This window comes from Ruegeria sp. CK2 (genome assembly GCF_056536585.1).
In genome coordinates this window covers 106,810-131,150 of record NZ_JBQFPW010000003.1, presented here as the reverse complement: position 1 = coordinate 131,150, position 24,341 = coordinate 106,810, and the positions used below count along the sequence as shown (strand labels likewise).

Below are 24,341 nucleotides of genomic sequence, written 5' to 3'. Positions count from 1 at the left end.
TACTTCATTTCAGTATTTTCTTCAGCGTCTTCCGAAGAGATTGCAATTTGGGCCGGGTGTAAATCTGCGCTGGTGTCAGATCCGCATACCCGCCGTGATCGATGACTCGAAAACCGCTTGGGTCATTGACGATCAGGAACTGGTTGAATGGCAGCGTGTAAATCGGCAAGCCCTGTGCCTCGCAAAAGTAGATCGCGTACGGAAAAACCTCACTGGGGCTGAATTCCTTGCTATGCTGCCAGATCGTTTTGGTGAAATCGTCACCGCCGATAAAGCCGTTTTTTCGAATTTTCGGAAGCATCGAGAACAGGTCCATGGTGATCCCGCGCAAGGTATGATCCCCGTCTATATATGCAAAATCAAGCGAGCCGTCTGGAATTTGCAATTGCGCGTTTTTGGTCGTGTCCCGGATTTCGATGACCTTGTCCATATGCGGGCGCACGCGGTTTAATGCCTCCTCCCGGATTTCTTCAAACTCGACATTTGATCTGTTGGCGGGCTTGTTCCAATCTGGCAAGTTCCGCCAGGGATCGATCAGCTTGTAGGCTTCGATTGTCGGAATTTGCCCAAGCAGAATCTCAGCAAACTGCCCTTTCCAGACGCCAACCTCACATAAAGATACGCATTTCAGATCAGAGACCAGCCTGACCCATAATTGATGCCGGTTCTCGCTGGACGCGATGGCGCGTTCAACGATGTCATCGACTGATGTTTCAACCATGGTGTTTCGTCCTCAATCGCGGCGCCCTGCCGGAAAAGACCTTACGCTCTTCGCAGTAATGGCCCGCCTTCGCGAAACAGGTTTACAAATTCTTGGCTGATTATCTAACGGCTTCATCCAAAGCGGCATGATGCTGCTTAGTCCGTAAGCAAAAGGGCGCCCGCATGCACGCGGACGCCCCGAAATCTAGGCTCGTAAAGCGATCTGGAGTTAACGCTTCGAGAACTGGAACGAACGACGCGCTTTGCGCTTACCGTATTTCTTACGTTCCACAACACGGCTGTCGCGAGTTAGGAAGCCAGCAGCTTTCAGCGCGCCACGCAGGGACGGATCGTACAGCTGCAGCGCTTTGGAAATGCCATGCTTGACCGCACCGGCCTGACCTGTCAGGCCACCGCCTTTGACGGTTGCAACAACGTCGAACTCACCTTCGACACCAGCAATCTGGAACGGCTGGCGCAGGATCAGCTGCAGAACGGGGCGTGCAAAATACACGTCCTGGTCTTTGCCGTTCACGGTGACCTTGCCGGAGCCCGGCTTGATCCAAACGCGGGCAACAGCGTCTTTACGCTTGCCGGTGGCGTAGGAGCGGCCCAGTTCGTCACGTACGGGTTCGCGAACGATGACTTCTTCAGCCACAGCTTCGACGCCTGCAACGGCGCTCAGCTCTTCGAGAGTATTGATCTGATCAGCCATGGTCATTAGCTCCGGGTGTTTTTCTTGTTCATGGATGCAACATCCAGAACTTCGGGCGCTTGCGCCTCGTGGGGATGCTCGGCACCGGCATAGACGCGCAGATTGGTCATAACCTGACGCGACAGGCGGTTGCCCGGCAGCATGCGCTTGACCGCCTGGGTCACAACGCGCTCGGGGTGTGCACCCTCAAGGATCTGCTGCTTGGTGCGCGACTTGATGCCGCCCGGGTGGCCGGTGTGCCAGTAGAAGTTTTCTTCGCGCTTCTTGCCGGTCATCTGGATTTTGTCAGCGTTGATCACGATGACATTGTCGCCCATGTCCATGTTAGGGGTGAACGACGCTTTGTGCTTGCCACGCAGGCGCATGGCGACGATCGAGGCAAGACGGCCCAGAACAACGCCTTCTGCGTCGATCAGGATCCATTTCTTGTCGATGTCTGCAGGTGTTGCAGAAAAGGTTTTCATGGCAGGATAGTCCTGTTTGATGTGAAAGACCGCCCCTTACGGAGCGGCCCGAATTCGATGGATGGGGTGTAGACCTAGCTGTGGAGCACGTCAATACACGGAAAGCTGTTTTAACCCTTCAAAAACAATGCGTTGTAAAATAGGTATTAAAATACCCCAAATTCTCAGACGTATTCGCGCCCTGGCAAACGGCCTGCTATCATCTCTGTATATGCTTGCCACGATAGTGAAGGAGAATCCAATGTCCGATCTGAACCAAGTTGTTTCTGATTATGGCGCTGCCTGGCGGGAAACGGATGCGGATAGACGGTTGGAATTGCTGACGCGCTGCTTCGCAGATACCGGGCAATACACCGACCCAACGGCTGCCGTCAGTGGGCGACATAACCTGAGCGTTCATATTGGCGAAGTGCTGCAAAGCGCAGGAGGGCGAGTTGAAATCACCAGCGCCCCAAACTCACATCACGATGTGGTTCACTTTACCTGGCATATGGTTGCTGATGATGGGTCAAAAATGGTCGAAGGTCATGACTTTGTCCGTTTGGACACGGATGGAAAAATCTCATACCTGTCGGGCTTTTTCGGTGATCCTGATCCCCTGACCTGATCAGACACTGATTTGTTCAGGCGGATTGTCCAGCAAAGCACGCAATCGCAGCATCGCGTCTTCAAACTGGCGCAGTGAGATATGCCCGTTCACTGCAATGCGCACGGCGTTCGGCGCCCGCCCGTCCCGCAGGGCAAACTCATCCGCTGACCGTAGCTGTATGCCCTCTCTCTCAGCCGCGCGGCTGAATGCGGCAGACCGCCAGCCAGATGGCAGATTCAACCAGACAAACGGAATATCGGAATCCCAGTTCAAATCAAACCCGCCTAAGGCATTCACGGCCACGCGAACATATTCGCCCATTTTGGATCGGACGTCCGCGGCCAACTGCCGTGCACTTGGGTCCCCGAGCAGCAAGCGAGTCAATTCGGCCAATGGCTGTGCCAGTCCGAAATAACCGTATTCAGCAGACCGTCGCAAATCGCCACTGCGTTCCTTTGGTGCGATCGCAAACCCGACGCGCAGCGCTGGTGTCAACGTTTTTGAGATGGATGACACATGCCATCCCCGTTCAGGCGCAAGCGCGCGATAGCTGGGTGCGCGGGCCTCACCCATGCGATAGCAATCGTCTTCGATGATCTGAAGGTCGTATTTTCTGGCAATCTCGACGACTTCTTTGCGCCGCTCCAGGGGTGAATGTCCCCCCGTTGGGTTCTGGACCTCGGGTGAAACGCAAATCGCCTGGGCATGGGTGTGCCGTAGAACATGGTCAAGCGCTTCGGGGCTGATCCCCCATTTGTCCATTTTTACACCGATGACATCAGCACGCATCAATTCGCCTGCACGGCGAAACCCGGCATAAGACAGGTCCTCGACCAAAACGACGGGCTTTGGGCCGCTCAAAATGGTTTGAAACACAACACACAAACCGCTTTGCCCACCATGGGTCAAAACGATGTCGTCGGCTGTCAGCACACCCAGCGGTAAATCCGACAACCAGTCGACCACCACCTGCCGCACCGACTGATAAGCGTCGCGTGTTGGATAGTTCATGAACATCCTTGGGTCGCCTTGGGCGATCTTTGCCAGGCACGCGCGGATCAGGGCCACCTGCCCAACATCTGGTAAACGCGGACTGAACAGGCTGACATTTGCCTCGTACTTGTCGTCGCGCAAGTGCAGCTGCCTGGACCAGACATCATCCAGAATTGGGGATTTCGGCGGGGCAACAAATGTACCACGTCCGACCTCTGCTTGCAGCAAGCCCTCATCCGTTAGGATGGTATAAGCCCGCGCAACAGTACCTGGCGTAATTTGTAACCTATAGGCAAGTTCCCGCACCGGAGGCAGTTTTACGCCTACGGACAACGTTTTGTTTTCAATGGATTTCCTTATTGTGTCGGCAACCACAGTGTACTTTGGTCCTTTGGATTTCGGCAGCGAGTCCGGCCAAATTGTATCCATTACAATTCTTCCTTTGATTTCGACACAATTTCGAATGTATCAAGCACATGTACCGAACATCTATCATTTGTGTCAATACAATTTGGAAGGAATACTGAGATGACACGCACAATGCACAACCCCGCCCTCTTGCTGCTGAATGACAGTCCCCGACTGCCGTTGATCGCCGCGCTGGCCGTGCGGTTTGCGGCGGCGGTCACTCAATGGGAACGCCGTCGGCGCAGCCGAATTAATCTAGGTTATCTGGATGACAGGCTGCTCGAAGATGTCGGTTTGACCCGGCATCAGGCCAACCGAGAAGTGAAACGCTATTTCTGGATTAACTAACGATCCCCAGTCCCATTCAGGGACCTCTTCCTAGGCCGGGGCAAGTCCCCGGCCCTTTTTTATCCGAAATTGGCGGCGGCTGACCCTGCCGGCGGCAATGAATATGTCATACTGGCCCGTGCAACCGGATGATCTGACCCGTCCGAGTACATCAGCACGTCCCCAACCGCCAAAGTGCGACCCAGCTTCAGCAACCTGCATTTGGCGATCATGTCCGCATCGCCTTCTGGTTTGCGCAGAAAATCCAGCGAACTGTTCGTAGTGACGGCCAAAGATTGACGGCCTTTCCGTGCAAGCACCATGGCATAGACACACACATCGGCCAGTCCGAACATCGAAGGTCCGGATACCGTACCGCCGGGGCGTAGATGGCGATCATCGACCACCAGTCGCATGGTGATGGTCTCTTCGGTCAACTCTTCGACGACAAAGTCTTTGTGTATCTGCGGAAAAACCTCTGTCAGATACTGTGACAGTTCGCCTCTGTTCATCGCTAACGCCATGCTTCCCCTCATTCAGTTACCGTCCTAGAGTTGGCCCGATAGCCAGCAGGAGGGCAAGATGGCAATTCTGGAACGTAACGACACAGGCGCGGTTGCACAGCTGAAGTTGAATGCCCCTGACCGGCTGAATGCCCTGAGCGACGAGATGCTGGCGGCTTTGCAGGCCGAGTTTGATGCGCTGCGCGAAGACGGTTCTATCCGCGCGGTCACATTGTCGGGATCGGGTAAGGCGTTTTGCGCTGGCCATGACCTGAAACAAATGACCGCCGGACGTAGTTCTGAAGATGGCGGCAAAGCCTATTTTCAGGATCTCTTTGGTCGATGTGCCAAAATGATGATGTCGATCCAGTCCCTGCCCCAACCCGTCATTGCCCAGGTTCACGGGATCGCAACTGCGGCGGGATGCCAATTGGTAGCCACATGTGACCTGGCTGTTGCCGCCGAAGGCACGCGATTTGGTGTGAATGGTGTGAATATTGGCCTGTTCTGCTCGACTCCGATGGTCGCGCTCAGCCGGAATATTCCTAGAAAACAAGCGTTTGAGATGCTGACGACCGGGGATTTCATCTCAGCCGAACGCGCAGCAGAGCTGGGGCTGGTGAACCGAGTGGTACCGGAAATGCTGCTGGAGCATGAGACGATATCGCTGGCCGAGCAGATTGCGGCCAAGCTAGGAACCGCCGTCAAGATCGGAAAAGAAGCATATTATCAACAGCTTGAAATGCCGATCGACCAGGCCTACGCCTATACAGGCGAGGTAATGGCGCAGAATATGCTGCATCGGGATACCGAAGAAGGCATTTCTGCGTTTATCGAAAAGCGGCCGCCCAATTGGACCCAATAACGCAATTGTCATGCACATTTTTTACGACTGTTCGCATTTTAGCACTTTTCAAAAGGGCAACACTGTGGCAATGCTGGGTCGAGGCCGAGGCCTTGAACATACTTTTGGGTCGCCGTGGGCGGAAGGTCCCTCCGAGCTGGTCTCTCTCACCAGCGTTGACATTCCCGCAGCGGCGACCCCAAGACTCCTCCTGATAAATTCGCCAATGTAAGCCCGGGCCTGAGTTGCGTCCGTCGGTTCTCTGCCCTATGTGGCAGCGCATGACACAAGTTTTGCATATCGTGGGCGGCGGCATGGCCGGGTCCGAAGCCGCCTGGCAGGCTGCTGAAATGGGCGTGGACGTTGTTATTCACGAAATGCGTCCGACCGTTGGAACATTTGCGCACCAGACCGGAAATCTCGCCGAAATGGTGTGTTCCAACTCTTTCCGCTCAGACGATGATGAGCAGAACGCTGTTGGCCTGCTGCATTGGGAGATGCGCGCCGCGAACGGATTGATCATGACTACCGCTGACTCATACCGTCTGCCTGCCGGTGGTGCCCTGGCCGTTGACCGTGATCCCTTTGCCGAAGGTGTGACCGCCAAGCTGCGCGCGCATCCGCGCATTATCGTCACGGATGAAGAAGTCACCTCTCTGCCGGATGATGGTCAATGGATCTTTGCCACTGGTCCTCTGACCTCTCCGGCTTTGGGAGAAGCAATCAGAACTGAAACCGGCGCCGAGGCGTTAGCCTTCTTTGATGCAATCGCCCCGATTGTATACGCCGACAGCATCGATATGAGCAAAGCCTGGATGCAGTCGCGCTATGACAAGGGCGAGACCGAGGAAGAACGCACAGCCTATCTGAACTGCCCGATGGATCGGGATCAGTACGAGGTATTCATTGATGCGCTGTTGGCCGCTGACAAGGCCGAGTTTCACGAAGGTGAGACCGCCGGTTACTTCGATGGCTGCCTGCCGATCGAGGTCATGTCGGAACGTGGACGCGAAACCTTGCGTCATGGGCCGATGAAGCCGGTTGGCCTGACCAACCCTCATCAACCGGACGTCAAGCCCCATGCGGTTGTTCAACTGCGCCGCGACAATGCCCTGGGCACTTTGTTCAATATTGTTGGATTCCAAACCAAAATGAAATACGGCGCGCAGACCGAAGTGTTTCGCATGATCCCCGGATTGCAGGACGCCAGTTTTGCGCGGTTGGGCGGTATTCACCGTAACACGTTCATCAATTCACCCACATTGCTGGATGCGCAGATGCGGCTGAAATCCAAACCTAATATTCGTTTTGCCGGTCAGATAACCGGTGTCGAAGGCTACGTGGAAAGTGCCGCGATGGGGTTGTTGGCAGGCCGGCTGGCCGCATCTGAAATTCTGGGCCGCACACTGCCCGAAGTACCGCAAGACAGCGCCATGGGTGCTTTGATCCATCACATCACTGGCGGGGCCGAAGCCAAGACATTCCAACCCATGAACGTCAATTTCGGCCTGTTCCGCCCGGTAGAGGGCCTAAAGGGTGGACGCCGGGGCCGCAAGGACCGCTACAAGGCCTACACAGATCGGGCAAAGGCCGAATGGACAAGCTGGCTGGCACAATGCTGACTGGACGCGCCATGCTCGCTCGGCCTAGCATGGTTGCATGAACGACAAGTTTTTCCAAAGCACCTACGAACTTGAAACGCCTGAGGACACTCAGGAACACTATCAGAAATGGGCCGCAACCTACGAGGATGAGGTTGCCGCACAAGGCTACGCCACACCCGGTCGCGTGGCCGAGGCGCTGTGGTCTCAGATGCCGCAGTCAGAAACGCCGATTCTGGATTATGGCTGCGGAACTGGCCTGTCAGGCGTCGCGCTGCGGGCGGCGGGTTTTGATGTGGTCGACGGTATGGATCCGACGCCCAACATGCTTGAAGTTGCAGCCGCCAAAGCTGTCTACCGTGATCTGTCCAGTTTTGAGATCACCGATCCCGAACCGCTGAAGCAGGATGCTTATAGAGCCATCACCGCCATCGGAGTGATTGGCACAGGTGCCGCGCCGCCTGAAACACTGGATCTGCTGATGAAGGCGCTTCCTAAAGGTGGAATGCTTGCGTTTTCCTTTAACGATCATACGCTTGCAGATCATACTTATACCTGCCGTCTGAATGATTGGCTCGATATGGGGGCCGCTCGGTTGTTGTTTCGTGAACATGGTCCGCACCTGCCGGGTATGGACCTTAAATCTGACGTGTATGTATTAGAAAAGACGTGACTTTCACCACTCGCTTTGCCCCGTCCCCAACCGGACCACTGCACCTTGGGCATGCCTATTCTGCTTTGTTGGCTTACGACATGGCCGTCTCCGAAGGCGGGGATTTCCTGTTGCGGATCGAAGACATCGACCAGTCCCGATCCCGAGCCCATTGGGAAGACCAGATCTATAGTGATCTCAAATGGCTGGGTTTGACATGGCCTGAACCTGTCATACGCCAATCTGAACGACAGTCGATCTACGATCAGGCCCTTGATGATCTCTGGTCCCGTGGTCTGCTTTATCCGTGTTCATGCAATCGCAAAGACATCGCAGCTGCGGCCAGTGCTCCTCAAGAAGGTGCCCCGCTGCTGGGGCCGGATGGGATCATTTATCCGGGAACGTGTCGTGTTCGCTGGCAAGGGACCGATCTAAGCCGGCGCGCGCGTCCCAAGGACCAACCGCTGCGATTGAATATCGCAAAGGCAGCCCAGCTGGTCTTTGGTGACGCGAAGCCCGGTGGCTCTTTTCAAGAACTCGGTCTTTGTCCAATGAAAGAAAGCGGCCATATCGCCTTCACACCGGATGAGTTGCAGACCACCATCGGCGATTTCGTCCTGTCGCGTCGTGATATGGGCACATCCTATCACCTGTCGGTGGTTCTGGACGACGCAGCACAAAAGATCACACACGTTGTGCGCGGTCAGGATCTGTTTGAAGCGGCGCGTATCCATGTTTTGTTGCAAGCCCTGCTAGACCTTCCAACACCTGCGTATTTTCATCATCGTCTGATCCGAGACGACGCTGGAAAACGGCTTGCAAAGCGCGATGATGCCCGTGCAATCGCCAAGTATCGCGCCGAAGGCGCCTCGCCCCAGGATATTCGGGCCATGGTCGGGCTTTGACCCGTGTCGGTCACTCCATCGGTGACATCAGCTCAACCTCGTCACCATCGCGCACGGCTGTGTAGAAACAGGTTCTGCGATTGGTGTGGCATGCCGCCCCGGTCTGGCGCACCAGCACAAGCAGGCAATCGCGGTCGCAATCGATGCGCAAATCCACCAGTTCCTGCACGTGACCGGATGTTTCGCCCTTGATCCAGAACGCCTGACGAGAGCGTGACCAATAGGTGACGCGACCCGTCTGCAACGTGCGCTCGACCGCCTGGGCATTCATCCAAGCCATCATCAGAACCTCGCCAGATGCCTCGTCCTGCGCAATGGCAGGGACCAATCCTGCGTCATTATATGTAAGAGTCGAAGGGTCAAAGACGACTGGGTCAGACATGATAAAAACCTTTTGCATCCCGAGGGCTGGCCACTATGTATGGGGAACACTCTACGAGGGAAAGCCATGAGCGGCGAGAACGACCTTATTAAGCTCTACTCTGGACGTATTCTGGCGCTTGCGGCGGAAATCCCGCATCTGGACCGGCTCGACACCCCTGATGCAACGGTCAAGAAACGCGCGCCTTTGTGCGGGTCGACCGTAACTGTAGACGTGACGCTGCGCGATGGTCGGATCAGCGAGTTTGGTCAGGACGTCAAAGCATGCGCCTTGGGTCAGGCCTCAGCATCCGTTGTGGGGAATGCCGTAATAGGCGCCACACGGGCCCAAGTTGAAACTGCGCGTGAGCAACTGACTGCGATGCTGAAAAAGGATGGCCCTGCCCCCGATGCGCCGTTTGACGGGCTCGAGGTGCTGATGCCTGCGCGGGACTATAAAAACCGTCATGCATCGATCCTTCTGGCGTTGGATGCAACGGCGGAAGCCATGGAACAAGCCGAACAGGCAAATTGCGCCTGAACATGGCGTTTTAGTACAAACCTGTCTAACCTCTGGAAAAATTTGAGGAGTGATGGGATTGAATAACTTGCTTGAGCATTTTGTAACGCTTTGGGTCGTCATTGATCCGATTGGTACAATACCCGTCTTCATAGCAGTAACCGCAGGGCTCGAAGCTGCCGCCCGTCGGCGCATGGCGTTGCTTGCCTCGTTGATCAGCGCCGGCATTTTGTTGTTTTTCCTCATATTCGGACAGCTACTGATTGAGGCGCTGGATATCGGCCTGAACTCTTTTCAGGTTGCCGGGGGCATCATCCTGTTCCTGTTCGCTTTGACGATGATTTTCGGAGAAAGCAAACAGGACGTAGAACAACGCCAGGCCGAAGAAGACCTGGAAGATAAAACCCACAAGCAAAACCCAGCTATTTTTCCCCTCGCGGTGCCGTCTTTGGCATCCCCCGGGGCAATGCTTGCGATTGTCATTCTGACTGACAATCACCGATATAGCATGGTGGATCAGGGTATTACAGCGCTGGTCATGTTGGCAGTGCTGGTCGTGGCATTTGTATTGATGCTGCTGGCTGAACCGATCATCCGTTTGATCGGCCATTCCGGCGCGGCCATCATAAGCCGGGTGATGGGCATGATATTGGCCTCGGTCGCCGTAAACTCTGTTTTATCGGCATTGATGGAAATCATGAAAACTGGACAACTGTAAAAAAAAGCCGCCGCTCCTTCCGGGCGGAAAGGGCGGCGGCAGGTAATGCGTTTCTCGTGTGGGGTCCGGGTCTCCGCGGGGCCGAGGCATGGCCCCTCAAGGGAATTGGGACAGGCAGGTCACCCTTGACTGAGATGGGGATAACACGCGCGAGACAATCGGCACGAGAGCGCAGGCAGAAAGGCTTAGAAACCGACGGGCAGATGCAGTGCAACAACCAGAATCACGACCAGAGACATCACACCCGCCGCATCCTGGAGAATGGTCGATTGTGAACGGCTGAATACGCTCTTGATCTGGGTCAGCATAGGGTCACCTCCGGTCAGAGTTTTAATCCTTTGTTGACCTTTTGTTCTCATATTTTGCCGAGTCGGTAAAGAACTTTTTAAGAACATTTGTGAACTTTACGGAACTTGCGCTCTAACCTACTGAAATCAAACGGATCGCCTGATCCTGTTTCATCAGCCAAAGCAGAACACGGGCGGCCTGCCCACGCTCAGACGTCAGCTTTGGGTCTGCGTTCAACAAGGTGCGCGCATCCGATTGGGCAACTGCCATCAAACCTGCCTGCCTCTCCAGATCGGCAATGCGAAATCTCGGCAAGCCAGATTGGGCCGTGCCGATCAGATCACCTGCCCCGCGCATCTGAAGGTCGGTTTCCGAGATCCGGAACCCATCCTCTGTCTCGCGCAGAACCTCCAACCGTTTGCGCCCGCCTTCACTCAGAGGTGCCTGATACATTAACAAACAGGTGGACTCGGCCTCGCCCCGACCGACGCGACCCCGCAATTGATGCAGCTGAGCCAGACCGAAGATTTCGGCCCGTTCGATCACCATGATGGTTGCGTTGGGTACATTCACGCCCACTTCGATGACCGTTGTAGCTACCAACACCTTGGTCTGACCGGTCTGGAACGCTGTCATCGCCGCGTCTTTGTCGGTTGGCGGCATCTGGCCGTGAACCAAGCCCACAACGTCGTCGCCAAGAATGCCGCGCAACCGTTTGAACCGATCTTCCGCCGCCGTCAGGTCCGAGACCTCGGATTCATCGACCAGCGGGCACACCCAATAACACTGTCGGCCTTCTGCAATGGCCTTTCGCAGATGCGCCACAACATCGTCCATGCGTTGCGTGCTGATGATCGCGGTTTTGATCGGCTTACGCCCCGGCGGCTTTTCATCCAGAACCGAGACATCCATATCGCCATACTGCGCCAGCGCCAAGCTGCGTGGGATCGGCGTGGCCGTCATCACCAGAACGTCCGCGCCCTGCCCTTTTTCCGACAATTCCATCCGCTGCCGCACGCCAAAACGGTGCTGTTCATCGACAATTGCCAGACGCAGCGCGTTAAATTCGACATCGCTTTGAAACACGGCATGAGTTCCGACAAGAATCTGGATATCTCCGCGTTTTAATGCCTCAAGTTTTGACCGTCGCTCCGCGCCTTTGTCCCGTCCGGTCAATATCTCCAGAACAACTCCAGCGTGTTCGGCCAGTGGTCGCAACCCCTCCAGATGTTGTCGCGCCAGGATCTCGGTCGGGGCCATCATGACACCCTGACCACCGGCCTCAACCGCTACAAGCAAAGCCATGAATGCCACAAGCGTCTTGCCTGCGCCAACATCCCCTTGAAGCAGGCGATTCATGCGTGTTTCCGCCGCCATATCCTGCGAGATTTCTTCGATGGCACGGGTTTGCGCCCCGGTGGGCCGATATGGCAAGCTGGACAGAACTTTCGACTGCAGCGTTCCTGTTCCAACGCTGACAATCCCGCGTGCCTTACGGTCCCGTTGCCGGGCCAGTGCCAAGGTCAGTTGATGGGCCAACAGCTCATCATAGGCCAAACGCTCGCGCGCAGGAGCGAAAGCCGCGACATCATCAGCACCGTGCGGATTATGGGCTGATTGAATGGCCGCTGCCCAATTCGGCCAACTTTTTTGGGTAACCTGTGCAGGATCAATCCATTCAGCGAGCTCAGGCGCGCGGGACAATGCGCTACGCGATGCTTTAAAGACCGTCTTTTGGGTCAGGCCGTGTGTCAAATGATAGACCGGTTCAAATTCGGGAATCTCGCCTGCCTGCTCCGCCGGCAGGATATGATCCGGATGCACCATCTGCGCCATGCCGTCGAACAGTTCGAGCTTGCCAGAAACCACGCGGCGGGATCCCTGCGGCAAGACCTTTTTCAGGTAGTCACCGCGCGCATGGAAAAAGACCAGTTGGAAATCAGCCTGTGCGTCTTCGACATGTACTCGATAGGCGCCACCTTTGTTTCGGGATGGCCGGTGCGTGCCGACGGTCACCTCAACGGTCAGCGTTGTCGGCAGATCAACCCCCTGGATCGTGTCTCGCCGGCGCCGGTCCACGACGGCATATGGCAGGCCGAACAGCACGTCGCGCGGGCTTTCGATCCCGGTTTGCTCCATGATCTGGGCGGTTTTTGGCCCGACACCCTCGAGTGTCTCCAAACCGGCAAACAGAGGGAAAAGCTGTTCCGGCCGTCCGCTCATGCGCCTTCAATCAGCTGCAACCAGCCATCCTCATCCAGAGTCTCAATACCCAGGTCAGCCGCCTTCTTGGCTTTCGATCCAGCCCCGGGCCCAGCCACCAAAAGATCGGTTTTCTTGCTGACAGATCCTGAAACCTTTGCCCCCAACGCCTCGGCACGCGCTTTGGCCTCGACACGCGTCATTTTTTCAAGCGTGCCTGTGAAGACAACGGTCTTTCCGGCCACCGGGCTACCCGAACTATCAGGTCGTTTGGCCTCCTGCACCTGCAACTGACCCACCAGATCGTCAATACTTGCACGTTCGGCAGACTGGGAAAACGCTGACACCAACGCACGCGCCATGACCTCTCCGATCCCATCAATGCCCAGCAAATCCTCCCATTCGGGGCCGGAAAAACCAGATGCGGCGGTGATGGCGTTTTCGAATTCGTCCCAGGTGCCGTAATGATTGGCAATCAGGTTCGACGCGGCCTCTCCGGTATGACGAATTCCCAATGCAAACAGCAGACGACCAAATGGGATCGCGCGTTTTTCATCGATTGCCTCCCACAAGTTTCCGGCACTCTGGGCACCCCAGCCTTTGCGATTGGCAAGCTTGTTCAGATTGGCCGCGTCGCGCTGCTGTAATGTGAAAATATCAACCGGTGCTTTGACCGGCAAATCGGGATCATCATAGAACATTTCGATCTGCTTGGCACCCAGACCTTCGATATCGAATGCTTTGCGCGATACGAAGTGTTTCAATTTTTCGACGGCTTGCGCCGGGCATATCAATCCCCCGATGCAGCGCCTGACTGCATCACCCTCTTCTCGAATAGCATCGCTTTGGCATTCCGGGCACTTGGTTGGAAAGACGAAAGGCTCGGCCTGTTCAGGGCGTTTGGACACGTCTACGTCGGCAATTTTCGGGATCACGTCGCCTGCGCGATAGACCTGCACCCAATCGCCAACGCGTATGTCCTTGCCGTCACGGATGGTTTCTCCCCTGGCGTCCCGTCCGCTGATGTAATCTTCGTTATGCAATGTGGCGTTCGACACGACCACGCCGCCAACGGTTACCGGGTGCAGCCGTGCAACGGGGCTAAGCGCACCGGTGCGGCCCACCTGAATGTCTATCGCTTCAAGCCGTGTCCACGCCAATTCAGCCGGAAATTTGTGGGCAATCGCCCATCTCGGGGTCGTCGACCGAAAACCCAATCGCGCTTGCAAGGCCAGATCGTTAACCTTGTACACAACCCCGTCGATATCATACCCGAGGGTCGACCGTTGCGCCTCGATATCCCGGTAATGCGACAGCATCTCTTGGGTCGTTTCACATAGCTTTGTCAGCTTGTTGGTTGAAAACCCAAAGCTGCTAAGCTGCCCGATCGCGGCCATTTGTGTGTCTGCCAGGGGCGCCGACAATTCTCCCCACGCATAGGCAAAAAAACGCAAGGGTCGAGAGCGCGTGATCTCGGAATCCAACTGCCGCAATGAACCCGCCGCCGCGTTTCTGGGATTGGCAAAAGGCTTACCGCCGATCTCGGACTGGCGTTTGTTAAGATGTTCGAAATCCTCGTGCGACATATAAACTTCCCCCCGCACTTCGAGGATTTCGGGGGCGCCATCGATATGATGTGGAATGTCAGAAACAGTGCGCGCATTTGCTGTTACGTTTTCGCCAACCTCACCGTCCCCGCGTGTTGCGGCCTGAACCAGCTGCCCATTCTCGTAACGCAGTGACAATGACAGGCCGTCAATTTTTGGCTCTGCCGTGAATGCCAATCGCGCGTCGGCGTCCAACCCGAGGTATTTCCGAATTGATTTGTCAAAGTCCGCAACATCTGCTTCATCAAAGGCATTGCCCAGTGACATCATGCGCACGGCATGAGTGACTTTTGAGAACCCATCGGAAACGCGTGCGCCAACCTGTTCAGACGGGCTGTCCTGACGTTTCAATTGTGGGAAACGGGTCTCAATCTCAGCATTGCGCCGTTTCAGGGAATCGTATTCCGCATCTGAAATCTCGGGCGCATCTTCTGCGTGGTACAGCGTGTTAGCCCGTTGCAGCAATGCAGCAAGGCGCGCCAATTCCTCGCGCGCCTCATCTTCTGTGAGCTCTGGTACCGAAATTGAGTTGCTCATGGCCTCGCCCTGTCACGAATTCTTGGACTTCAGTGATAGGGCGAGGCCATGGCGAGGTCCAGTCGTGCTGAGCCATGAGTGGAAATGCCGCCCTGGACCGACGGCGGTACGTCTTAGGCCAGATCAGGCGCCGACCGCCATCCTGGTGTCATCCAGGCTGTTGGTCTGCGGGTCGCGCAAGACATAGCCACGCCCCCAAACAGTTTCGATGTAGTTATCACCGCCCGTCGCATTGCTGAGCTTTTTTCGCAGTTTGCAAATGAACACATCGATGATTTTCAATTCGGGCTCGTCCATCCCGCCATAAAGATGGTTCAGGAACATTTCTTTGGTCAGGGTGGTTCCCTTGCGAAGGCTCAATAGTTCCAGCATCTGGTACTCTTTGCCGGTCAGATGAACGGTTTGCCCGTCAACCTCGACCGTTTTCGCATCCAGGTTCACCGCGACGCGACCTGTATGGATGATCGATTGCGAATGTCCTTTTGAACGACGAATGATTGCGTGAATGCGCGCCACCAGCTCTTCGCGGTGGAACGGCTTGGTCAGGTAATCATCTGCGCCAAATCCAAAGCCTTTGATTTTGCTTTCTGTATCATCCGCGCCCGACAGGATCAGGATCGGGGTTTCGACCCGAGCGATCCGCAGCTGGCGCAGAACCTCATGCCCGTTCATATCCGGCAGATTGAGATCCAGCAAAATCAGATCATAATCATAAAGCTTCGCCAGATCGATGCCTTCTTCTCCAAGATCCGTCGCGTACACATTAAGGTTCGCATGTGTCAGCATTAATTCAATGCTTTTGGACGTTGTAGGATCATCCTCGACAAGAAGTATTCGCATTTACCTGCTCCAATTCGGGTCAATTATTCCAATTAAAAATAAACCTGACCAAGAATGGTTAATCTGACGTTACCGTTGATTCATTTATTCACTTTCAATCTTAGGTTGTCGATATTTTTTTAGCGCCGTGACTTTTAACGCGTCCACACCGTGTTCTGCGACGGCCGAAACCCAAATATTGAATTCCTCGTCGCTGATGCCGTATCGTTTTTTGGCTTCGGATAAAGTGATCAGTCCATAAAGTACCCCGCGTACCACGACCACTTTACGTGACGCGACCCAGCGTCGCGTATCGGCAGGCGGAAGATCTGCGCGCGTTAAAACCGTTCCATCCGGCAGGGTTACCGATCTTGGCCCTTCAACTTTGTGCAAATACATCTCTTTACCCTTTTCTTGCTGCGACAAAGCTGACATCAGCCTACTTAATTCGGGGTGAAACCGCCCCTTGAGAGTGTGTAGAATTTTCCTATATTCTGCCGGTCTTTCTTAATCCGGACTGGAACCCCCATGGCCCTTGATGCCGAAACCCCGCTAAACTCGCTTGGCTTTGCCAAACCGCCCTCGGAAACCCGGGTGGTTGTGGCCATGTCTGGTGGTGTCGACAGCTCGGTCGTGGCCGCGCATCTGGCGGATCAGGGGTATGATGTGGTGGGCGTGACCCTGCAGCTTTATGATCATGGCGCGGCGCTGGCCAAGAAAGGCGCGTGCTGTGCCGGGATCGATATCCACGATGCGCGCCGTGTGGCCGAGGAGCGTGGTTTTCCGCACTACGTGTTGGATTACGAAAACATCTTCAAAGATGCCGTAATCGATGAATTCGCCGACAGTTATCTGGCGGGTGCCACCCCTGTGCCCTGCATTCGCTGCAACGAGAGGGTGAAGTTTAAGGACCTGCTGGAAACCGCCAAGGACCTTGAGGCTGATTGCATGGCAACCGGTCACTACATCCAGCGCAAGATGGGATCTAACGGCGCAGAACTGCACAGCGCCGAAGATGCCAATCGCGATCAGTCCTATTTCTTGTTCTCGACAACGCCGGATCAACTGGCGTTCCTGCGCTTTCCTTTGGGCCACCTGCCGTCAAAAGACGCAACGCGGGAAATGGCAGCGCAATACGGGCTCGCCGTGGCGGATAAGCCTGACAGTCAGGACATCTGTTTTGTGCCTAACGGCAACTACGCCAGCGTGATCGAAAAACTGCGCCCAGGTGCCGCTGAACCCGGCGACATCGTGCATGCGGATGGCCGAGTTCTGGCGCAACACAACGGTGTCATTCACTACACGATCGGACAACGCCGAGGCTTGGGCATTGGGGGCCTTAGCGAGCCGCTATTCGTAGTGAAACTGGACGTGGACAAAAAACAGGTCGTGGTTGGACCCAAAGACATGCTGGCCACCCGGACCATACCTGTGCGCGAAATCAATTGGCTGGGCGATGCCCCCTTCACCTCCCAAACGGAATGGCATCTGTCGGTCAAAGTTCGCTCGACCCGGCCCCCGCGCGAAGCGATTGTCCGACCCCTGTCAGAGACAACGGCCGAAGTTGAATTGCTGACCCCTGAAGAAGGTGTCTCGCCCGGACAGGCTTGCGTGTTCTATGAGTCCGAAGGCAGCCGTATTTTTGGCGGTGGATGGATCTGGCGCGGTTACTAGATCGCGTCCGTCCACGAATTGCTGAGAATATACAGCCCGGCGCAAATCATCACATAGGGCACCAGCCGTTCCAGCTTGCGCGCCAGCCCGCCGGTTATGAAAGGGACTTTCGAGCCCAACAGTGCGACGATAGCCAACCCGATCGCAGCCGCACTTGCACCGAAAAGACCCGCCAGTCTGAACCCGGGGGCCGAGTCGGCCAATAGCGGTCCGAGTACCGCAAACGTATCCATCGACAAGCTTACGAACAGCATCGAGATCACGATGGTCGAGCCACCGGTCTGAACAGTTGGTTCGGCTTCTGAGGGCGCGCTGCGGAATTGTCTGACAACGCCGACCAAGCCGAGGGACAGTGGCACGATGCCCAGATACCCGGCCCAATGGGGGATGACGTCGCCAACGCCAAGTGCCAGAAGAAACGCGGCACCAATGACAATGAATTGCGCCACTAAGAACCCAAAAACCGAACGCCTTGGCCCCGTGACCAGAACCAAAGCCAACAACGCGGCCAAATTATCCAAGTTCGTCAGAATCTGCGCCATAAACGCAGACAACGCGAAGACACCATAATCCAACATCAGGCGTTCATCCGTTCCAAAACGGCCCTAGCCGCCCTGAGACCCGGCGGTTCGCCTCCACGCCCCAAACGGTCCATTGTCAGATCCATGGCCTGCCTCTGAGCGTCAGGCGCGTCCGCGACTTGGTTCAGTGCCGCGGCAATCTTGTCTGGCACGCAGTCGTCCAGTAGGCATTCGGGCACCGCGCGCGTATCAGACACCAGATTGACCAGCGTGACGGTATCCAGCTTGACCATTCGCTCGGCCATTTTTTGTGTCAGCCAATTGAGCTTGTAGGCAATCACCATGGGTGTGTTCTGAGCCGCCAGTTCCAGCGAAACCGTGCCGGAAGCGGCCAGCGCCAGATTGGCGGCCCCAAAGGCCGCGCGTTTATAGGCGCTGGCTTGGTCGGCCCCGATGTGTCGCGGGTCCAGCACAACCGGATCTCCCGGCCAGCTTGGAACCACAGAGTTGATCAGATCGGTTGCAGCGCCAACCGTCGGCACGACAACGCGGTATTCGGGCCGGTCCGAGATGAACTGGTGCAGCGCATCCCGAAAACACTCAGACAGCCGTTCAATCTCACCCCGTCGCGATCCGGGCAACGCCAACAAGATCGGTGCGTCGCCCAATTCAAATGTCGCGCGAAACGCTGCAATTTCTTGCGGCGTCGCAACCGGTTCACTGGCGACAGGGTGACCTACAAAGTCACATTCCATACCGGCGCGCTCCATATAGGGAGGCTCGAATGGCAGCAAAGCCAACACATGATCGATGACCTTGGCCATCTTATCCGCCCGTCCCGGCCGCCAGGCCCAAACGCTGGGCGCGACGTAGTGAACGGTGCGAATGGTACTGCAGGCTTTGACCAGTTTGGCCACCCGCAGGCTGAAATCGGGACTGTCGATTGTAATCAGGACATCTGGCTGTGTGTCCAGAACTGCCTGCGCCGTTTCTGAAATCCTGCGTTTGAGGTGGAAGAACTTTGGCAGCACCTCAACCAACCCCATCACGCTCAGCTCGGACATCGGAAAGCGGCTGGTCAGGCCTTCAGCTTGCATCAGCGGGCCGCCGACCCCGTCGAATTCAATATCCGGCACCAGGGTTTTCAAACCCTCCATCAGTGCACCACCCAGCCGGTCGCCAGACGGTTCACCAGCGACCAGAAAAACGCGCATCAGACGGCGCGCTCGCGCACAAATAGGAACAGGCCAAGTCGATTGCACTCGGCAATCAAGCGGTCTTTTTGCAGAACGATCACCCCACCCTTTTCAATGACGATACCTGACAACCCTGCCGCAACAGCGCCCGTCACCGTCTCGGGCCCGATGGCAGGCAAATCAACCCGCCGGTCCTGACCTGGTTTTGGTCCCTTGAACAGGATGCCGCCGCCCGCGTCCGGTCGTTGCGTCAGCGACTGCAGCATCCAGGCTGTGCCGAATATGCCCTCGACCGCCAATGCCTGCCCTTTTGATACCGCGCAGGCTTGGCCCACATCTGCGGAACCCATCGCGCTCAGAATACTTGCACCGCGATCCGCATCTGCCAGATCCAATTGCGAGGGTTGCGCCTCGGTCAGACTTCCGAGTGACGGCAGCAAGGTTGGGGCAATCTCATGCGCGGCTCGAACGCTCAGTCCGGCGTTCTCGAATATTTCAATCACCGCACGCAAAGCGCCGTCATCGCTGGTCATGATTGCCTGCTGCAAGATCGGTACCAAGGGCATGGTCGCCGCATCAATCCGGCTTGGATCCACGGACGGACGCTGTACCGCGCCGGCCATGCAGATTTCGGTTATGCCCCTGTCCTGAAGCTCGGTGATAAAACTGCCCAGATGTTCCAAAGGAAAAACAATGTCTGCAGACAGCGCATCCGGAAGAAACCCCTCCATCGCGCAAACCACCGGAGGCTCAGCAAGGGCTGCGACAACCTCACTCGGCAATGCGCCTGTTCCTGCAATCAGCGCCAGCATGTTCTATTTTCCCGGAGTCAGGAACGAGCGGTCACTGTGCCCGGTGACAAAGTCGACAATACGTTGCACATATTCGCTTTCATTCTTCGCCCCAACCCTATGGGCGCGATCCATGAACGTGCCCTCGCCTTTGCTGAGTTCACGAAATGCACTGCGCAGCGCCGAAATGTCCTCGCGCGACACACCCTTTCGCTTGAGGCCAACAAGGTTCAGCCCATCCAACTCTCCGCGCGGAGCCTGCACAAGTCCGTATGGGATGACATCATTCGGCACCATGGTCAGCGCGCCAATAATGGCGCCACGACCAACCCGGACCCATTGATGTAGGCCCGAAATACCGCCGATGATCACATCGTCTTCGATGATGCAGTGCCCTGCGGCACCCGCATTGTTCACCATGATTACGCGGTCGCCCATCTGTACATCATGCGCCACGTGAACCCCCGCCATCAAAAGGCAATCGTCGCCGATCCGAGTAACGCCTCCACCACCATCTGTACCAGTGTTCACTGTGACATGCTCGCGAATGCGATTGCGTTTGCCAATCTCCAGGCGCGTGTCTTCGCCGCCGAATTTCAGGTCCTGTGGGATCTCACCAATGACCGAGAAATTGAAGATCACCGAGTCTTCGCCGACCGATGTATCTCCGGTCACAACCACATGGGATTTAAGCTCGACCCGGTCACCCAGCTTGACCCGTGCGCCCACGTAACAGAACGGACCGATCACACAATCCTGCCCGATTTTTGCGCCGTCTTCGATGATTGCGCTTGGGTGAATGCCGCTCATGCCGTCTTTTCCATCTCCCAGTCGACATAGGCCGAAAACTCGGCTTCGGCCGCCACTTCACCGTCTACGGTCGCGCGACCGCTGAACTTGAACAGCTTGCCGCCTTTTTTGCCGCGCAGGGTTTCCACATGCATCTCAAGAACGTCCCCGGGCACCACCTTGCGGCGGAATTTGCACTTGTCGATGCTCATGAAGTAGATCAGCAGTTCGGTGTCGATGACGTCCATGCCAACACCCAACATCACGCCTGCGGTCTGGGCCATTGCCTCGACAATGGTGACGCCTGGCATGATTGGCGTACCGGGAAAGTGACCCTGGAAATGGGGTTCATTCATGGTGACATTCTTGATGCCGATGGCGGATTGATAGCCGGTGATATCCACCACCTTGTCGACCAGCAAAAACGGGTAGCGATGCGGCAATATCCGCTGAATCAGCTGAATGTCGGCGCTTTTGGTTTCCGTGGTCATAGTGCAGATGTCCCGTTCTGGATGTCTTGTTGCCCGCGTGGTTAGCAATACCAGAACCAGAGGGCAAGCAAACCTATTCGCCGGTGCCGTCCTGCAGCCCGGTGCCATCGCCGATTGTTGCGTCAATGCGGGCAATTGCGGCATCGGTAATGTCAGATGTATCCGAACTCAGAAAGACATTCGAACGCTCAAGGATCATCGACGCACCGGTTTCACGTAACAGGTCAATCAGAACCGGGCGCGCCAGTTGAAAAAAGCTCTGCCGGTTCTCTTCGCTACGCCTGGCCAACGTATCTAGCTTGGCCCTCTGCCCTTCGCGGTGGGACTGGACCTTTCTGTCAAAGGCTTCGGCCAATGGGCGGAATTCATCTGCTTCCAGACTTGCACGCTTTTCCGTCAGGTCTTTTTCTTCTTTGCTCAACTCAGCGACGATCCGTTCGTTTTCTTCAGCCAGTAACGCGCTTTCTTGTTCGATCTCATCCATGACCCGTTGCCCATATGCAGAATCAGAAAACAACCTGTCGCTGGAAATCGTCAACACGACCGGCTGGGGTACCCCCAGTTCAAGCTGCTGAGCAAAGGTTGGGAGAGCCAGAAGAAAGGTCAAGAAAACACACAGGGCCCGAAGCGGGCCCTGTCTTTGCGTCCAAAAGACACTCAACATCGCAAATCAGAACCTGGCCTGAATGGTCAGGTCAAAATTCTGTTCCTTGTCGAAGTCTTCTTTCTTTAGTGCCTTCGAAAAGTTGAAACGCAGCGGGCCGAACGGTGTATCCCACAAGACCGAAATGCCAATGACGTGACGAATAGCACCGTCTGCACCAACAATATCGGCCCCTGCAGTGTTCACATTGTCGATGTTGTACAGGTTGCCCACATCGTAGAACAGACCGCCCCGCAATCCCAGTTCCTCGGGCAGACCCAGAGGGAAATCCGTCTCAAAACGCGCAACCCAGTAGTAGTTGCCGCCGATGGCATCGTCCTGCCCATTGGACAAATCACGCGGACCCAGACCAGCAGGCTCAAACCCTCGGAACGTATTCGGTCCCAGAACGAAACGGTCAATGGTGCGGCTGAAGTCGTTGCCGCTCCAATGAAGGGCGCCGAGCTCCAATGACGCCCGCAGGGTCACTTCTTCGCTTAGCACTTTTGTCTGAGCGATACCGCGCGCAGTGGTTTTGACGAATTTATTGTCGCCGCCAAGTCCAGCAGCATCAACTCCAACCTCGAACAAAACGCCTGCGTTTGGATTCAGGCCTCCGATGCGGCTGTCATACACATAGGACAGACCCAACGAGCTAGAGGTCCGCTTCCCCTGATCAATTTCCGAAGAAATAACCGCGCCGTTGATTTCGTCGTCCTGCTGGCTCATCTCGCTGTTTTCCCAGCCATACCGCAAACGGACAGCTGACAATTCGCCAATCGCGTAGCTAAGCTGCGGATTAAAGAATATCCGTTTGGTGTCATAGCTGGCAAAGCTCGAGTTCGTCGTGGCCAGACCCAACCCAAGATCAAAGCGCAGTTTACGCCCCAGCAAATAGGGTTCGGTGAAGTCGATGGTATATTGCTCAGAGTCCTGGGCTGTCGAAAGTGAAACGCCAAGGTTTTGACCACGTCCAAGGAAGTTGGCTTCGTTCAGACCAATGGCCAAACCGAAACCATCCGAGGCTGAGAAGCTACCGCCAAGGCTCAGTGACCCGGTTGGTTGTTCTTCGACATCCACATCCAGAATGACCTGGCTGGGCGTTGACCCCTCACGCGGTTCGACGTTGGCGGTAGAAAAGAAGCCCAGTGCGTTGATGCGTTCTGCCGCCTGACGGATTTCGCGCGGATTGAACGGGTCACCTTCGACGGTGTCGAATTGACGGCGGATCACACGGTCAAGCGTGGTCGTGTTGCCCTCAATATCGATCCGCTCGACAAAGACGCGCGGTCCTTTGGTTAGAACAAACTGAACATCCAGCGTCAGATCGCGAGGATTGCGTGTCACGCGCGGCTCGACACGCAGAAAATCGACACCTTGTTTGACACCCAAACGCTCCTGACGGGCGATCGAGTTCTCGATCAGCGTCGGCGAGTAAGTGACGCCCGGCTTGATCTTCAGCGCGTTTTGATAGTCCGCTGCGTCAACACCCGGAATTTCGCTGACAGTGCTGATCTGCCCGAACGAGAACTTCTGGCCTTCGGTGATGTTCATGACCAGGAAAAATGCGTCCCGCTCGCGGGTGAATTCAACGTTGGCACTGTTCACACGAAAATCGATATATCCGCGTGACAGGTAGAAATCGCGAAGGACCTGTTTATCAAATTCAATCCGGTCGCCAATAAATGTGTCACTCCGGAAGAACGTCCGCAGGAAAGTGGCCTGCTTGGTTTCAAGAACGCGGCGCAGGCGGCGATCAGAATAAGCGCGGTTGCCCACAAAACTAACGCGCTCAACCTCGATGGTTGTGCCTTCGGCGACTTCGAAAACCAGATCCACACGATTGTCGCTGCGTCGGATGATGCGCGGGATAACGGTTGCCGATACGCGGCCCTGCGCCGAATAGACCTCGGCAATCAAATCGGCATCCGCTTCGGCAACCTGGGGTGTAAATACGCGACGAGGCTGAGACGAGATGACTTCAATCAAAACGTCATCTTTTACGCGGCGGTTCCCCTCGATGCTGATCTGGTTGATCGTCGGGTATTCCTGAACTTCGATCACCAGCGTGCTGCCGCGTGGTGTCAGTTCGACTGTTTCAAAAACACCACTGTCAAGCAAACGCTGATAGGCGTCGTTCAGCTGTCCGGCTGTCACAGTCTGTCCGGGCTCAATACCCGTTCGCGCTATGATTGTTCCGGTTTCGATGCGGCGGTTGCCGTCAACATCAAAAGAATTGATGGTGAAGTTCTGCGCCCGCGCCTCTTGCGGCAAAGCCAGTAAACTTGCTGCTGCAAACAGGAAAAAAAACGTTAGCGTTCGCCACAAAATCTTGTTTGTTGGCTTTTGCACCCCGCAGGATGTTCCCGCGCCACGCCCTTTGGTCATTTTTGTTCTCTACCCAGCAATTCAAGAATTTAATGCTGAGTAGCGGGAATAGTTGGTCTTGTCAAAAGGCCAAAATGCGCACCGAGTTATTGGT

The 24,341-nt window shown here is 55.8% G+C and carries 26 protein-coding genes and 1 pseudogene; 9 read left to right on the top strand and 18 right to left on the bottom strand.

Going from position 1 to position 24,341, the window contains the following annotated elements; translation table 11 throughout:
- Positions 1-4: 4 nt before the first annotated feature.
- The 3 genes from ACR0BU_RS06135 to rplM form a co-directional block, all read right to left on the bottom strand.
- On the bottom strand, positions 5-721 hold the full coding sequence (locus ACR0BU_RS06135) for a class I SAM-dependent methyltransferase (protein WP_480735510.1): 717 nt from the start codon (positions 719-721) through the stop codon (positions 5-7).
- A gap of 210 nt (positions 722-931) precedes the next feature.
- Positions 932-1,417 carry a 30S ribosomal protein S9 gene (gene rpsI, locus ACR0BU_RS06130; protein ID WP_074736371.1) on the bottom strand — a complete coding sequence of 162 codons (486 nt, stop codon included), beginning with the start codon at positions 1,415-1,417 and terminating at the stop codon, positions 932-934.
- A 5-nt stretch (positions 1,418-1,422) separates the two neighbouring features.
- Positions 1,423-1,881 carry a 50S ribosomal protein L13 gene (gene rplM, locus ACR0BU_RS06125; RefSeq protein ID WP_058281323.1) on the bottom strand — a complete coding sequence of 153 codons (459 nt, stop codon included), beginning with the start codon at positions 1,879-1,881 and terminating at the stop codon, positions 1,423-1,425.
- Between the two features lie 241 nt (positions 1,882-2,122).
- Here rplM and ACR0BU_RS06120 point away from each other — a divergent pair, with 241 nt between their 5' ends.
- Positions 2,123-2,488 carry a nuclear transport factor 2 family protein gene (locus ACR0BU_RS06120; RefSeq protein ID WP_480735508.1) on the top strand — a complete coding sequence of 122 codons (366 nt, stop codon included), beginning with the start codon at positions 2,123-2,125 and terminating at the stop codon, positions 2,486-2,488.
- On the opposite strand, the gene ACR0BU_RS06115 is transcribed toward ACR0BU_RS06120, so the two are convergent.
- A complete protein-coding gene (locus tag ACR0BU_RS06115) occupies positions 2,489-3,892 on the bottom strand; it encodes an aminotransferase-like domain-containing protein (RefSeq protein ID WP_298935564.1) in 1,404 nt (467 codons plus the stop codon).
- Positions 3,893-3,991: 99 nt separating this feature from the next.
- On the opposite strand from ACR0BU_RS06115, the gene ACR0BU_RS06110 reads away from it, so the two are divergent.
- The gene (locus ACR0BU_RS06110; RefSeq protein ID WP_298935566.1) at positions 3,992-4,219 is read left to right on the top strand and encodes a DUF1127 domain-containing protein; all 228 of its coding nucleotides are present in this window, start codon (positions 3,992-3,994) and stop codon (positions 4,217-4,219) included.
- Between the two features lie 59 nt (positions 4,220-4,278).
- Here ACR0BU_RS06110 and ACR0BU_RS06105 read toward each other — a convergent pair whose 3' ends face one another.
- Complete coding sequence (locus ACR0BU_RS06105) at positions 4,279-4,722, bottom strand: PaaI family thioesterase (RefSeq protein WP_298935747.1); 444 nt, start codon at positions 4,720-4,722, stop codon at positions 4,279-4,281.
- 49 nt (positions 4,723-4,771) lie between these two features.
- On the opposite strand from ACR0BU_RS06105, the pseudogene ACR0BU_RS06100 reads away from it, so the two are divergent.
- The 4 genes and pseudogenes from ACR0BU_RS06100 to gluQRS all read left to right on the top strand — a co-directional run.
- Positions 4,772-5,566: pseudogene (locus ACR0BU_RS06100) on the top strand (enoyl-CoA hydratase); the annotation flags it as partial.
- A 260-nt stretch (positions 5,567-5,826) separates the two neighbouring features.
- The gene (trmFO, locus tag ACR0BU_RS06095) at positions 5,827-7,167 is read left to right on the top strand and encodes a methylenetetrahydrofolate--tRNA-(uracil(54)-C(5))-methyltransferase (FADH(2)-oxidizing) TrmFO (protein ID WP_480735507.1); all 1,341 of its coding nucleotides are present in this window, start codon (positions 5,827-5,829) and stop codon (positions 7,165-7,167) included.
- Positions 7,168-7,204: 37 nt separating this feature from the next.
- Positions 7,205-7,819, top strand: coding sequence for a class I SAM-dependent DNA methyltransferase (locus tag ACR0BU_RS06090; protein WP_300066013.1), 615 nt, complete (start codon positions 7,205-7,207; stop codon positions 7,817-7,819).
- On the top strand, positions 7,816-8,703 hold the full coding sequence (gluQRS, locus tag ACR0BU_RS06085) for a tRNA glutamyl-Q(34) synthetase GluQRS (RefSeq protein ID WP_480735505.1): 888 nt from the start codon (positions 7,816-7,818) through the stop codon (positions 8,701-8,703). Before ACR0BU_RS06090 ends, gluQRS begins: the two co-directional genes overlap by 4 nt.
- Before the next feature lie 10 nt (positions 8,704-8,713).
- Here gluQRS and hisI read toward each other — a convergent pair whose 3' ends face one another.
- Positions 8,714-9,103 (bottom strand): phosphoribosyl-AMP cyclohydrolase, encoded by a 390-nt coding sequence (gene hisI / locus ACR0BU_RS06080; RefSeq protein ID WP_480735503.1) that lies wholly within the window; start codon positions 9,101-9,103, stop codon positions 8,714-8,716.
- A gap of 48 nt (positions 9,104-9,151) precedes the next feature.
- Between hisI and ACR0BU_RS06075 the strand changes: the two genes are divergently transcribed.
- Together ACR0BU_RS06075 and ACR0BU_RS06070 are read left to right on the top strand one after the other, a co-directional pair.
- Positions 9,152-9,604, top strand: a complete 453-nt coding sequence (locus ACR0BU_RS06075) for an iron-sulfur cluster assembly scaffold protein (protein WP_298935575.1) — start codon at positions 9,152-9,154, stop codon at positions 9,602-9,604.
- A 58-nt stretch (positions 9,605-9,662) separates the two neighbouring features.
- Complete coding sequence (locus ACR0BU_RS06070; protein ID WP_298935577.1) at positions 9,663-10,301, top strand: MarC family protein; 639 nt, start codon at positions 9,663-9,665, stop codon at positions 10,299-10,301.
- Positions 10,302-10,486: 185 nt separating this feature from the next.
- On the opposite strand, the gene ACR0BU_RS06065 is transcribed toward ACR0BU_RS06070, so the two are convergent.
- The 5 genes from ACR0BU_RS06065 to sciP all read right to left on the bottom strand — a co-directional run bounded on the left by ACR0BU_RS06065 (position 10,487) and on the right by sciP (position 16,153).
- A complete protein-coding gene (locus ACR0BU_RS06065) occupies positions 10,487-10,609 on the bottom strand; it encodes a hypothetical protein (protein WP_298935582.1) in 123 nt (40 codons plus the stop codon).
- A 112-nt stretch (positions 10,610-10,721) separates the two neighbouring features.
- Positions 10,722-12,812, bottom strand: coding sequence for an ATP-dependent DNA helicase RecG (recG, locus tag ACR0BU_RS06060; RefSeq protein ID WP_480735501.1), 2,091 nt, complete (start codon positions 12,810-12,812; stop codon positions 10,722-10,724).
- Entirely contained in the window at positions 12,809-14,935 is a 2,127-nt protein-coding gene (gene ligA, locus ACR0BU_RS06055; RefSeq protein WP_480735499.1) for an NAD-dependent DNA ligase LigA, read from the bottom strand. Before ligA ends, recG begins: the two co-directional genes overlap by 4 nt.
- A 123-nt stretch (positions 14,936-15,058) precedes the next feature.
- Positions 15,059-15,775, bottom strand: coding sequence for a response regulator transcription factor CtrA (gene ctrA / locus ACR0BU_RS06050; protein WP_298935588.1), 717 nt, complete (start codon positions 15,773-15,775; stop codon positions 15,059-15,061).
- An 84-nt stretch (positions 15,776-15,859) separates the two neighbouring features.
- The gene (sciP, locus tag ACR0BU_RS06045; protein WP_480735814.1) at positions 15,860-16,153 is read right to left on the bottom strand and encodes a CtrA inhibitor SciP; all 294 of its coding nucleotides are present in this window, start codon (positions 16,151-16,153) and stop codon (positions 15,860-15,862) included.
- A gap of 129 nt (positions 16,154-16,282) precedes the next feature.
- On the opposite strand from sciP, the gene mnmA reads away from it, so the two are divergent.
- Positions 16,283-17,428 (top strand): tRNA 2-thiouridine(34) synthase MnmA, encoded by a 1,146-nt coding sequence (mnmA, locus tag ACR0BU_RS06040; RefSeq protein ID WP_298935590.1) that lies wholly within the window; start codon positions 16,283-16,285, stop codon positions 17,426-17,428.
- On the opposite strand, the gene ACR0BU_RS06035 is transcribed toward mnmA, so the two are convergent.
- The 7 genes from ACR0BU_RS06035 to bamA all read right to left on the bottom strand — a co-directional run bounded on the left by ACR0BU_RS06035 (position 17,425) and on the right by bamA (position 24,247).
- Positions 17,425-18,006 carry a hypothetical protein gene (locus ACR0BU_RS06035; RefSeq protein WP_480735498.1) on the bottom strand — a complete coding sequence of 194 codons (582 nt, stop codon included), beginning with the start codon at positions 18,004-18,006 and terminating at the stop codon, positions 17,425-17,427. The two genes, mnmA and ACR0BU_RS06035, sit on opposite strands and share 4 nt — an antisense overlap.
- A complete protein-coding gene (lpxB, locus tag ACR0BU_RS06030) occupies positions 18,006-19,163 on the bottom strand; it encodes a lipid-A-disaccharide synthase (protein WP_480735496.1) in 1,158 nt (385 codons plus the stop codon). The genes ACR0BU_RS06035 and lpxB overlap by 1 nt, the downstream gene beginning before the upstream one ends.
- A complete protein-coding gene (locus ACR0BU_RS06025; RefSeq protein WP_480735494.1) occupies positions 19,163-19,957 on the bottom strand; it encodes an LpxI family protein in 795 nt (264 codons plus the stop codon). The genes lpxB and ACR0BU_RS06025 overlap by 1 nt, the downstream gene beginning before the upstream one ends.
- A 3-nt stretch (positions 19,958-19,960) precedes the next feature.
- Positions 19,961-20,746 carry an acyl-ACP--UDP-N-acetylglucosamine O-acyltransferase gene (gene lpxA, locus ACR0BU_RS06020; protein ID WP_298935598.1) on the bottom strand — a complete coding sequence of 262 codons (786 nt, stop codon included), beginning with the start codon at positions 20,744-20,746 and terminating at the stop codon, positions 19,961-19,963.
- Positions 20,743-21,216, bottom strand: a complete 474-nt coding sequence (gene fabZ / locus ACR0BU_RS06015; protein WP_298935600.1) for a 3-hydroxyacyl-ACP dehydratase FabZ — start codon at positions 21,214-21,216, stop codon at positions 20,743-20,745. Before fabZ ends, lpxA begins: the two co-directional genes overlap by 4 nt.
- Before the next feature lie 73 nt (positions 21,217-21,289).
- Entirely contained in the window at positions 21,290-21,823 is a 534-nt protein-coding gene (locus tag ACR0BU_RS06010; protein WP_298935602.1) for an OmpH/Skp family outer membrane protein, read from the bottom strand.
- A 63-nt stretch (positions 21,824-21,886) separates the two neighbouring features.
- The gene (gene bamA, locus ACR0BU_RS06005; RefSeq protein WP_480735492.1) at positions 21,887-24,247 is read right to left on the bottom strand and encodes an outer membrane protein assembly factor BamA; all 2,361 of its coding nucleotides are present in this window, start codon (positions 24,245-24,247) and stop codon (positions 21,887-21,889) included.
- Positions 24,248-24,341 lie beyond the last annotated feature (94 nt).